Origin of the sequence: Aestuariivirga sp., from assembly GCF_041738905.1 — a bacterium.
Classification (GTDB): domain Bacteria; phylum Pseudomonadota; class Alphaproteobacteria; order Rhizobiales; family Aestuariivirgaceae; genus Aestuariivirga.
Window position 1 is genome coordinate 17,350 of sequence record NZ_JBGSOZ010000221.1, and the last position, 11,463, is coordinate 28,812.

11 protein-coding genes are annotated in these 11,463 nt (G+C 62.6%); 5 read left to right on the forward strand and 6 right to left on the reverse strand.

The genetic code is table 11. The annotated features are described in order from the left end of the window. Nucleotides 1-2: 2 nt before the first annotated feature. The 5 genes from ACEW8Q_RS22510 to ACEW8Q_RS22530 form a co-directional block, all read right to left on the reverse strand. Nucleotides 3-1,064 carry an ABC transporter ATP-binding protein gene (locus ACEW8Q_RS22510; protein ID WP_373506317.1) on the reverse strand — a complete coding sequence of 354 codons (1,062 nt, stop codon included), beginning with the start codon at nt 1,062-1,064 and terminating at the stop codon, nt 3-5. Continuing rightward, nucleotides 1,064-1,864: an ABC transporter permease gene (locus ACEW8Q_RS22515; RefSeq protein ID WP_373506318.1), complete on the reverse strand. Its 801-nt coding sequence runs from the start codon at nt 1,862-1,864 to the stop codon at nt 1,064-1,066. Before ACEW8Q_RS22515 ends, ACEW8Q_RS22510 begins: the two co-directional genes overlap by 1 nt. Next, nucleotides 1,861-2,709, reverse strand: a complete 849-nt coding sequence (locus ACEW8Q_RS22520; protein ID WP_373506319.1) for an ABC transporter permease — start codon at nt 2,707-2,709, stop codon at nt 1,861-1,863. Before ACEW8Q_RS22520 ends, ACEW8Q_RS22515 begins: the two co-directional genes overlap by 4 nt. A 164-nt stretch (nt 2,710-2,873) precedes the next feature. After that, nucleotides 2,874-4,004 carry a spermidine/putrescine ABC transporter substrate-binding protein gene (locus ACEW8Q_RS22525; RefSeq protein ID WP_373506320.1) on the reverse strand — a complete coding sequence of 377 codons (1,131 nt, stop codon included), beginning with the start codon at nt 4,002-4,004 and terminating at the stop codon, nt 2,874-2,876. Nucleotides 4,005-4,172: 168 nt separating this feature from the next. Further along, on the reverse strand, nt 4,173-5,069 hold the full coding sequence (locus ACEW8Q_RS22530) for a LysR substrate-binding domain-containing protein (RefSeq protein ID WP_373506321.1): 897 nt from the start codon (nt 5,067-5,069) through the stop codon (nt 4,173-4,175). A gap of 70 nt (nt 5,070-5,139) precedes the next feature. Between ACEW8Q_RS22530 and ACEW8Q_RS22535 the strand changes: the two genes are divergently transcribed. From ACEW8Q_RS22535 to mtnA, 5 genes are all read left to right on the forward strand, one after another. Further along, on the forward strand, nt 5,140-5,892 hold the full coding sequence (locus tag ACEW8Q_RS22535; protein ID WP_373506322.1) for a BtpA/SgcQ family protein: 753 nt from the start codon (nt 5,140-5,142) through the stop codon (nt 5,890-5,892). After that, on the forward strand, nt 5,889-6,524 hold the full coding sequence (locus ACEW8Q_RS22540; RefSeq protein WP_373506323.1) for a phosphoribosyltransferase family protein: 636 nt from the start codon (nt 5,889-5,891) through the stop codon (nt 6,522-6,524). Before ACEW8Q_RS22535 ends, ACEW8Q_RS22540 begins: the two co-directional genes overlap by 4 nt. 463 nt (nt 6,525-6,987) lie before the next feature. Further along, nucleotides 6,988-8,130 carry a GNAT family N-acetyltransferase gene (locus tag ACEW8Q_RS22545; protein WP_373506324.1) on the forward strand — a complete coding sequence of 381 codons (1,143 nt, stop codon included), beginning with the start codon at nt 6,988-6,990 and terminating at the stop codon, nt 8,128-8,130. Between the two features lie 53 nt (nt 8,131-8,183). Next, nucleotides 8,184-8,834 (forward strand): SOS response-associated peptidase, encoded by a 651-nt coding sequence (locus ACEW8Q_RS22550; protein WP_373506344.1) that lies wholly within the window; start codon nt 8,184-8,186, stop codon nt 8,832-8,834. A 63-nt stretch (nt 8,835-8,897) separates the two neighbouring features. Further along, complete coding sequence (mtnA, locus tag ACEW8Q_RS22555) at nt 8,898-9,995, forward strand: S-methyl-5-thioribose-1-phosphate isomerase (RefSeq protein WP_373506325.1); 1,098 nt, start codon at nt 8,898-8,900, stop codon at nt 9,993-9,995. Between the two features lie 122 nt (nt 9,996-10,117). Here mtnA and mtnK read toward each other — a convergent pair whose 3' ends face one another. Continuing rightward, nucleotides 10,118-11,407, reverse strand: coding sequence for an S-methyl-5-thioribose kinase (mtnK, locus tag ACEW8Q_RS22560; RefSeq protein ID WP_373506326.1), 1,290 nt, complete (start codon nt 11,405-11,407; stop codon nt 10,118-10,120). Nucleotides 11,408-11,463 lie beyond the last annotated feature (56 nt).

Here is an 11,463-nt window from a genome sequence, read left to right on the forward strand (position 1 = left end):
GCCTAGCCTTTCAAGACGTGGGCGTGGGACGAGTCGAACGAGAGATGAAGCTGCTGGCCCGGCTCGCGGGAAATGCCTTCCAGCATACGCTCCTGCACCTGCACCTTCACCTCCATGCCGCCTTCGGCCTCGAAGAACAGCGTCACCATTGAACCAACGAATTCTTCCGAGATCAATTGCGCCGTAAACGTGTTCCTCGCGTCCGTCTTCGTCATCGAGAGCGAAACCACATCCGCCGCGACGACGAAGCTCACAGGCGTTCCGGGGTTGGCTTTCTCATCCAGTTCAAATGTGCCCGCCGGAGTTTCGACAAGGCCCGCCGCATTGGCCTTGCCTGAGAAGATGTTGTTGCGGCCCACGAACTCGGCAACGAAACGGTTGGCGGGCGTGCGGTAGATGTCGCGCGAGGAGCCGATCTGCGCGATCTCGCCCTTCGACATGATGACCACGCGGTCCGCCATGGCGAAGGCTTCGGACTGCGAATGCGTGACATAGACGAAGGTGATGCCCAATTCGCGCTGCAGCTTCGTCAAGACGCCCTGCATGCGGATGACGAGATGCGCGTCGAGCGCTGAGAGCGGTTCATCGAGCAGCAATATCTTCGGCTCGGTCACAAGTGCGCGGGCGAGCGCCACGCGCTGGCGCTGGCCGCCCGAGAGCGAGTTGACGTCGCGCTCGGCAAATTCACCGATGCCGAGACGCTCCAGCCAGTCGAGTGCCTTCTTCTTGCGGGTGCTTACGTCCTGGCCCCGCATCTTCAGGCCGAACTCGACATTCTCGCGGGCATTGAGAAAGGGGAACAGTGCCAGCGACTGCCACACCATAGGCGTGTCGCGCTCGTGCGGCTTGACACCCAGCAGTGAGTTGCCGGCGAGCCTGATGTCGCCCTCGGTCGGCTGCTCAAGCCCCGCCAGCATGCGGAGCGTGGTGGTCTTGCCACAGCCCGACGGCCCCATGAAGGCGAGGAATTCGCCCTCGTGGATTTCGAAGTTCATGCGCTTCACCGCCTCGAAGGTGCCAAAGCGTTTGACGACATTGTCGAAGACGACGAGAGGCGAGGCCATCAGGCGGATTCCGGTTTCTTCATGCGGCCCATGATGAGGACCTGTGCGATGACGACAAGGGTGATGGAGACGAGGAAAACAGCGGTGCCGATGGCGTTCACCTGCGGATCGATGTTGCCGGTGAGGATTTCCAGGATGACGACAGGGACCGTCTTGTTGAGGCCGGAGACGAACCAGGCCACCGCGAATTCATCGAACGACACCGCCGCCGTGAGGCAGAGGCTGGCGATGATGGAGGGTAGCGTGAAAGGAATGACGACAGTCTTCATCGTCACCCATTCCGATGCGCCGAGGTTCCAGGCGGCAGGCTCGAGATTGGGGTCCATCTGGTTCAGCCGCAGGCGAATGACCGCCATCGCGAAGGGCGCGCAGAGCACCGTGTGCGCAATGATGATGGAAACCGTCATGCCCGACGCGTTGAACATCGAGAGCCAGCCCAGCGTGGCCAGCGCGAAGATGATGAGCGGAATTGTCGGCGGCAGCAGCGCCAGCACGAGGAAGGCCTTCTTGCCGAAGAAATCATAGCGATAGTCGGTGTAGGCCGCCGAGAAGCCGATGATGGTCGCCAGCACCGCCGCTACCGAGGAGACGATGAGGCTGCGCCGCGCGGCATCCCAGACTTCCGGATTGGAGAAGGCCTTCACATACCAGTCGGTGGTGAAGTGCCCCAGCGGGATCGTTGGAAAGCGGTCGGAGTTGAAGGAGAACACGAGGCTCGCGGCGATGGGCGCGAAGACGAAGACGAAGACCAGTGCGGTATACAAGGCCAGCAGCCAGCGGAGGAGCGTGTCATTCCTCATGTGCGCTTCCTGTAGGCATAGCCGATGGCGGAGACGGCAACGGCGAGCAGCGTCACGATCATCATGATGGCGACGACCGCCGCGCGCGGCCATTGCTGGCCCGACTTCGATGTATCGACGATCATGATCGACAGCGTCGGCGGCGTCGATCCGCCGAGATAGTAAGGCGCCACGAAATCACCGAAGGACAGGATGAAGCAGAAGACCGCCGCCACGACGAGGCCGGTCTTGGCGAGGGGAACCACCACCGTGAACACGGTGCGCAGCCGCCCGCAGCCCAGATTGTGCGCGGCCTCGATCAACCGCCTGTCGATGTTGGCGAGCGCGAAGGTCTGCAGGATGACGGCGAGCGGCAGGCACAGCGTCAGGTAGCCGACCATGGTGCCGAACTTGGTGTTGAGCATCTGCCACGGCCCGAGGCCGAGGAACGACAACCCCGCATTGATGACGCCCTGCTGCGCCAGGATCACCTGCCAGGCGAAGATGCGCACCAGATAGCTGGTGAAGAAGGGAATGATGAGGAAGAACACCGCCCAGCGACGGACATTGTCCTTGACCTTGAAGGCAAGGAAATAGCTCGCCGGAAAGGCCACGGCACTGGCGACGACGGTTGCCAGGAGGGCGATCCAGAGTGTGAGGAAATAGGCATCCCAGAAGAAGCCACGCGACAGCACTCTCTCCCAGTTCTGGAACTGGAAGGCGGGCTGCATCCGGTAGTTCTTCACGAGGAAGAACGACATCGCCACCATGAAGGCGAGAGGACCGACAAAGAAAAGCCCCTGCCAGATGATCATCGGCAGCCGCCATGCGATGGCATAGAGATCGGGTTTCGCGCGCGCTGTCATTGATTGATCGCGTCACTCTCGGCTGGCAGCGCCCTCATCCGGCCCCTTCGGCCAACTTCTCCCACCCTGCGGACGGGAGAAGGGCCACCGCCAAGAGCCTTCTCCCGTGGCCAAGCCATGGGAGAAGGTGCCGGCAGGCGGATGAGGGCTCTTGCCCGTTGGAATTACGCGTTCTTGTATTCCTGCCAGAACTCGTTCCAGTCCTCGAGGCTCTGCTGCTTGGGGATGTCGCGATAATGCACGCGGCCTTCCTTGAGGAGCGTGATCGGATCATTGGGAGCGCCGTCGACCTGGCCGGTGCGCTGGGCTTCCTTCGGGTCCTTCTCGTTCAGCAGCTTGCGGCCACCCTTGGTGACGGCAAAGCCCGGATAGGCGAGCATGCGGGCCGAGTGAACCTGGCCTTCGGGCGACATCATGTACTGGATGAACTTCTTGCAGATGTCGGCCTTTGGCGTGCCCTTGCCTATCGAATAGGACTCCGTCCACTGGATGCCGCCTTCCTTCGGCACCACCGACTTGACCGGGGCGCCATCGCGCTCGAGAACGCCGGTGATCCAGTCGCCGATGCCGGCCATGGCCATCATCTCGCCGTTCTTGAGACCATTGAAGGTGCCGCCGTAGTCGAAGAAGCCGCCCACCTGAGGGCGAAGCGACATGGTAGTTTCCTTGATCTTGCTCCAGCCGGCCTCATCCTGGTCCCACAGCTTGGCGGCGTTACCGTTGGTAAGGCTCATCTGACCAAGGCTCGGCAGGTGCCAGTCGAAGTGGCCAACCTTGCCCTTGATCTCGGGCTTCCAGAAGGCCTTGTAGCTCATCGCCTCTTCTTCCGACATGGCGGTGGTGTTGTAGGACACGCCGAGATGCCCGCAGCGCAGCATCACCGAATAGAGCTTGCCGTCCTTCCAGTGGCCGGGGAACTGCTTGAAGTCGTCATAGATCATGTCGTCGAAGGGGTAATCCGCCGCGTTCAGCTCCTCGATCAATCCACCGTCGTTGAGCTGCTGCACGAATTCGCCATCCGACAGGATGAGGTCGTAGGTTCCGGGCGGGGACTGGGCGATGAGGCCCAGCATGTTATCGCCGCCAGCATAGTATTTCGGCTTGAACTTCACATTGTTGGCGGCTTCGAACTCGCCCACCATGTCGGGCTCGCCATGGCCGTACCAGGCCAGCATGTTGATTTCCACAGTTTGCGCCCAGGCCCGGCTCACATAGGGTGTGCACAGTGCCGTGGTGGCTGCGGCGGCGCCGTATTTCAGCACGTCACGGCGTGACGGCGTCTTGATCTTGGTCATCGCGTCTCTCCCTTTGGCCGGAGGGTTTGCCGGCGGGTTGTTCCCATTCACCCTTTAGACCCGCATGGCATCATGTCTTGGCGCCGAAGTCCAGCGAGGCTGTTGAAAAACTAGACCGTGAACGGCCATGCGGGAAATTTATGCTTCTAATGAAAGCATGATGCCCGCTTATCGAGCGGCGGCAGCCTTGGATGCGGGCACGGCGGCCTGGTCCATGTGGGAAATCAGGGAATCGACCAGCATGAGGCCCGCTCCTGTCAGGCGCTGGTGCTTGTAGAACAAGCCAATGCGGATGGGCTCCAACGCCGGAAACCCATCGCGCGCGGTGAGGACGCGCATGTTGGGCAGAAGCGTCTTGCGGGTGAGCGCGGTGACGCCCAGGCCAGAACCGACGGCGCTCTGCAACCCGCTGATCTCAGGGTTGGTATAGGCGACCCGCCAGTCACGGCCCGCCGCCCGAAGTGCCGACGTCATGCGCCGCCGGTACTCGCAACCCTCAGGATGGGTGACGAGCGGAACCGGCTGCTGCTTGTGAACGGCCAGATCGCGCGCTGCGGCCCAGATCGGCTTTTCCTCCCACGAGCGCACCAGATAGGGGTTTGCCTCGCGCGCCAGAAGGGCCACCGCGATATCGAGTTCATCGGCGTGAAGCCAGTCGAGCACATTGCGCGACAGGTCGCAGTGGATCGACATGGTCACGTCCGGCTGATCTCTCGCGAAATCCAGCATCGCCTCTTGCAGGAAGGCCACGGAAAAATCGGTCGGGAGCCCGATACGCAGCAGGCCCTTGGCGGAGCGGCCCTTGAGCTTGGCGACGGCCTCGTCGTTGAGCCTGAGTAGCTGGCGCGCATAGACGGCAAGCGCCTCGCCCTCCTCGGTGAGCTTCAGGCCGCGGCCCTCGTGCGTGATGAGCGTCGCGTCGAGCAGTTCTTCCAGGCGCTTCATCTGCAGGCTGATGGCGGGCTGGGTGCGGCCGAGCGCATTGGCCGCGCGCGTGTAGCCGCCGAGATCGATGACGCTGATGAAGGCACGCAGCAGGTCGGTCGGCAGGTTGATGACGCGCAATTGGCGATCCTTATGACTTCATCATCATTATAAATTTCTGAAATCCCGGCAAGGCTGTATTTTTCCTCCCATGAACAGATACGCGTTCCGGAAATTCTTCAAGACGGTGGGGCCAGTGGTTCTCCCTGTCATCCATGTGCTGGACAATGCCCAGGCCGAGCGCAATGTGCGGATCGTCATTGGCGAAGGGGCGGCCGGCTGCTTCCTCATCAACCATGATTTCGGCGTGGAGCGCTTCCTGCCGATTGTTGCACATGTGCGCGAACGCTTCCCGGCCTTGTGGATGGGTGTCAATTTCCTGGCCGTCACTGGCAGGGATGCGTTTCCCGTGCTCGGCAAACTCCAGCGCGAAGGCATAGCTGTCGACGGTTACTGGGCCGATGATGCGCGGATCGACGAGCGCCGCCCCAGCGACGATCAGCCCGAGGCCCAGGACATTGCGACGGCGCGGGAGGTTTCGGGCTGGAATGGCCTCTATACCGGGGGCACCTGCTTCAAGAAGCAGCGCGAGGTGGCGCCGGAGCACCATGAATATTCCGCGAGGCTTGCCACCGGCTTCATGGATGCGGTGTGCACATCGGGCGTCGCCACGGGCCACGCGATCGACCTCACCAAGATCGCCGCTTTCCGTCGGGGGATTGGCGATCACGCGCTGACACTCGCCTCCGGCATCACGCCGGAAAACGCCCATCACTACATGGATGACATCGACGGCTTCATGGTGGCGACCGGCATCAACCTCGACGGCGATTTCTACAACATCTCCGCGCCCAGGCTGGCGCGCCTCATCAGACTCACCCGCGAAAATGGAGCCCGCTCATGAGCCGCAACAAAGGTCCCCGCGATGACCGCTGGTATCTCAACATCATGGCGCCGAACACCAAGGGCCCCAGGTTCGCCTGGCTCGACCCCACGTCGATCTATATCAACGGCGAGGCCTTCCACGACCTCCTCGACGATCTCGTCGCCGACCTCAAGGGCTGCGACTGCGACGTGGTTGGTGGCCTCGACGCCATGGGCTTCGTGCTGGGCGCAGCGCTTGCCACGCGCCTCGGCGTGGGGTTCCTGCCCATCCGCAAGGCGGGCAAGCTCTGCGTCGACACCGACAAGGTGAGTTTTTCCAACTACTCGGGCCGCACGCAGGACATGGAAATGCGGCTTCCCGCCTTTGGCCCCGGCACGCGGGTGCTGCTGGCTGACCAGTGGGTTGAAACCGGCGGCACAATGGACGGTGCCATCCGCCTCGTCGAGCGGCAAGGCGGGACGGTCACCGGCATCGCTGCCGTCGCAATCGAGGAAAATCCGGTTACGGATGGCTATCGCCAGAAGTACCGCTGCGTGTCAGGCGTTGTGCAGGGAAGCCGCTGGCAGACGGAATGCAACGCGCAGAAGCTTTCGAGTTTCGCGACCTACAAGCCGGAAATGGCATTTCCCGCGATCGGGCGGAAGAACTAGGGGTCCGCGCAAGGCTCGTTGAGACGTAAAGCGCCCCGGTGGCGGCAATTTCGCCCGGAGATGATCCCTGATACCAGTTCCTGACCGGTTTCGCGCGGCATCGGGCTGAGCGGCACGCAGACGTGGGCAATCCTCGGGAAAGGCCACTGGTGTGAGATTGGCAGGGAGAAAATTGACACGGGCTGTGGAGGTCCACTTAACCATGCCCGGCAAAGCCACATCGCCACCCGGTTTTCTAAAGGGCTGTTAGCAGTCCCATGGCAACCTTGACGCTCAAAGGTTTCCCGCAAGGGAGGGGGTTGAGGAACGGGAACACATGCGTGCAAACCAAAGTCTTCAGTTTACCGTTCCAATCAGGTCCGGCGTTCCGGCGCATGGGCCAGTCCGTAGTGCCGTATGCCCCGTCATCGCTCTCGACCGCCGCGACCCTCACATCGCGCCAAGGCCTCAGGATCCCGGTATTGTGATCGATCACATCGAACTGCGTCAGGGAGAAGAGCCCGGCTTCCATGAAGCCGGAGACGAAAGGCACGATTGGCTCACGCCATTCCAGTCCGCGAGGTGGGTGCAGTCCTGGCAGGACCGTGTCGGCTCGATGACAAGGTTCAAGCCGGTGACCGCGATCTGCCATGGCGCGGGGCAGCCCGTTTTGAAACTTCCCCTCGCGGTCGTCAGGCGTTTCGGCGCCAATATCCTGACTTGGAGTGCCTATCCGCAGAGCGACTATACCGCTCCCATCGTCAGCAGGGCCCATATGGCGAACCTGCAACGGCTCGACGGCGCGCGCATCATGCGCGAGATCGCCGCCCGAATCGGCGGAATCGATCTCATCTACATGCCCAAGCAGCCGGGCCTCATCGGGACCGTGCCCAACCCTTTCGTGCTGCCCGGTGCCGTGCCCTATCATGTCGGCGCGCATGCCATCAATTTCAGGCCCGGCGAGAGCTGGGAAGAGTCTCTCAAGCGGCGGCGCAGCGGCAAGACCCTCAAGCGGCTCAGGGAAAAGCGCGCGGCGCTTGAAAAGCTGGGGCCAGTCCGTTTTCGCATCGCCGCCACCGAAGCCGAGGCCCGGCGGATGATCGACAGCTGCCTCACCGCCAAGACAGACCAGCTTCAGAAGCTGGGACACTGGGACCCGTTCTCGCCCCCCGGCGTGCGGGATTTCCTGGTCTCCTTCTTCAGTTCCAACATCGGTCATTCAACCTGGGCGATCTCGCTTGAGGTCGACGGCAAGCCGGCCGCCACGGCCTTCGGCTTCCGCGACCATGAGCAGTGGCTGCTCTACCAGATGTCCATGCCGAGCGGGCCCGAGGCGAGGCAGTCGCCCGGTACGCACATGCTGATGGACTTGATGCGGCACTGCATCGCGCAGGGCGTACAGCGGCTCGACCTCGCTTTGGGAGATGAATCCTACAAGGCCGAATGGTGCGATGAGCACATCAGCCTCAATATCTCGACCCTCGCCTTCACGGCACGCGGCCATGTGCTCGACAAGCTGGTGAGAATGCGAACATCCCTCCGCAGCCGCATGGCGTCGGATGCAAAGCTTTACGAAAGAGCAAAGTGGGTGAAGGGTCTGGCGCGGAAGCTTCACCTGCCCGTCTGACCGGCACCTGATCGCTCTGGCCAAGCGGGCCGTTGTCGCGCACACTTGGTTCCATGTGCAATCTCTACAGCCTCAGCAAGGGCCAGGCCGCGATCATAGAGATGACGCGCGCCATGGTGGACACGACAGGCAACATGCCTCCGCTGCCCGGCATCTATCCCGACTATTCTGCGCCCATCGTGCGCAACACGCCTGAGGGGCGGGAACTGTCCTATGCCCGCTGGGGCATGCCCTCGCCCGCCTTCGCGCTCAAGGGCCGCAATTCGGACCCCGGCATCACCAATGTGCGGAACCTGAAGTCCCCGCACTGGCGGCGCTGGCTGGACGCCGCCTCACGCTGCGTGGTGCCCTTCACCAGCTTTGCGGAACCGGAAACGCTTCCCGGAGACAAGAAGCAGAACGCGTGGTTCGCGCTTTCGGAAGAGCGGCCTCTCGCGGTGTTTGCCGGTATCTGGACGCGCTGGACCTCGGTCCGCAAGGTGAAGGAGGGCGAGACGGAGAACGATATCTTCGCCTTCCTCACAACCGACGCCAACAGGGAGGTCGGGGCCATTCACCCCAAGGCCATGCCGGTGATCCTCACCACGGCGGAAGAGATCGAGCAGTGGCTGACGGCTCCGACACCCGAGGCCCTGAGCCTGCAGCGCCCCCTGCCCGATGGCTCACTCATGATCGTGGCGCGTGGCACCAGATCGGACGAATAGCGCTCGAAGGGATTGAACGGTGGACGCGGATCATTCACAACAGCCGCCACAGGAGTCTTTTGCATGAAAGTGAATGGAAAGCACTACCGCACCATCTGGCTGAACGCGAATGGCTGGGCCGTCGACATCATCGACCAGACCAGGTTTCCGCATGAGTTCGAGACGGTGACCTTGTGGACGCCGGACGACGCGGCGGTGGCGATCAAGGACATGCTGGTGCGCGGCGCGCCGCTGATCGGCGTCACCGCCGCCTATGGCATGGCGCTGGCGATGCGGCAGGACGAATCCGACGAACAACTGACGCAGGCCTATGACCTTCTCCTCAGGACGCGGCCCACGGCGATCAATCTCAAGTGGGCGCTCGACGAGATGATGAAGACGCTCGGCCCCACGCCGCGCAGCCAGCGCGCCGATGTGGCATATGCGCGCGCCGCCGAGATTGCGGATGAAGACGTCGCCATCAATCAGTCGATCGGCCGCAACGGCTTCGAGATCATCAAGGCCATCGCCGCGAAGAGGAAGCCCGGCGATACGATCAACATCCTGACGCATTGCAATGCCGGCTGGCTTGCCACGGTGGACTGGGGCACGGCGACGGCCCCCATCTACACCGCGCATGATGCCGGCGTGCCGATCCATGTGTGGGTGGATGAAACACGGCCGCGCAACCAGGGCGCCTCGCTCACCGCCTGGGAACTGCTGCACCATGGCGTGCCGCACACGGTAATCCCCGACAATACCGGAGGCCACCTGATGCAGCACGGCCAGGTCGACATGGCGATCGTCGGCACCGACCGCACCACGGCACAGGGCGATGTGTGCAACAAGATCGGCACCTACCTCAAGGCGCTCGCCGCGCATGACAATGGCGTGCCGTTCTATGTGGCGCTGCCGTCTCCCACCATCGACTTCAATGTGGTCGATGGCGTGAAGGAAATTCCCATCGAGCAGCGCTCTGGCCATGAAGTCTCGCACATGACGGGACGCACCAGCGATGGCCGCATCGAGACGGTGGAGATCGTGCCCAAGGGCTCGAAGGTCGCGAACTATGCCTTCGACGTGACGCCCGCGAAATATGTGACAGGCCTCATCACCGAGCGCGGCGTGATCGCGGCGAACCGCGAGGCCATCGCCAGGGCCTTTCCGGAACGGGCTGGGTAATTTCCCTTCTCCCCTTGCGGGAGAAGTTGGCGCAACGTGCCGGATGAGGGGAATCCGCTGAAGGACCCCTCACCAATCATGCTGCGCATGACACCCTCTCCCGCAAGGGGAGAGGGAAATCCTCAATAGCTCTTCATCTCCACGCGCAGGCGGCGCGCGGCGTTGGCGACGTCGGCGACGGAACGGTAGCTGCCCGCGTTCACCATCATGTCGCGGGCGAGCGTCAGGGCGCGGGCCTCGCAGGTGGCGCGCCGATCCTTGTCGGCGATCAGTTCGAGATCGATGTTGTGGGCAAGGCCCAGGATGCGGCGGATCATCTTTGCGCCTGCGAAACCGACGGTGTCGGCCCACAGCCTGTCCATGTAGGCCTGGCGCTCGGCCTCAAGGCGCGCTTCTCCATCCACCCCCTGGAAGAGCGAGGTGGGATAGGCGTCGCCTGTGGCATTGTTGCGCCAGAGGTCGAGGAATTTCTCGCGGAACGATGTCCAGATGGTTTCCAGCATCGCCAGCACGCGCTCGCGATAGGCATCGCGCGCGCCGGGGGCTTCCTCGTGGCCATCATGCGAGAAGTAGTTGATGACGAAATTGGCGACGATGGCGCCGGCATCGAATCCCATCGGCCCCATGAATGCAAATTCCGGATCGATGACACGCGTGTCATCGGGGGTGAGCATGATGGAGCCGGTATGCAGGTCGCCGTGCAGCATGGCCTCCGCACAGGACAGGAACTTCAGCTTGAGGCGCGAGACCGCCACTTTCAGGTCGCCATCCTCGCGCCAGCGCGCGGCATAGGCGTCGAGTTGCGGGGAGGTCCAGCGATTCAACTCCGCCACGCGATAGGGATCGGTGAAGATCAGGTCCTCGGTGATCTTGCACAAGGCCGTGTTGCCCGCAAACGCCGCGATCATCGCCTTCTTCCTGTCCGCGGTGAGCGCAAGGTCGGAGGTGAAATACAGCGTGCGCGCCATGAAGGTCGAGATGTCATCGGCGAATTTCGGATAGACCGCCGCCGCGATCATGCCGCGCCGCATGATGATGTGCGGTTCGAGCAGTTCCATCACGATCAGCGCAAGGGTCTCGTCATAGTGCAGGATTTCGGGAACGAGGCGGCCTGTCAGCCGCGCCTGCTCCGTCAGCGCCATGTGCTCGTAATGCGCACGCGACAATGGCAGCGGCCAGCTTTCGCCGACGAGGCGCACGTAGGGCAGCGCCTGCTTCACCGCGACGCCGCCCATGGGGCCCTTGACGATGAAGACGAGATTGAGATTGCCGTCGCCGACTTCCTCGATGCGCCATGCCGATGGATCGCCGCCAAGAATCGCGCAGACGCGTGGAATGCAGGAAAGATAGGCAGCAAGCGTGGCCGCCGATTGCGGTGCGTAGCCGAGGCGGGTTTCCAATGTTGCAGACATGATATGCACTTTGCTGATGGTGTTACCGACATGAGCTAGCGAAACGCCGCGTAATT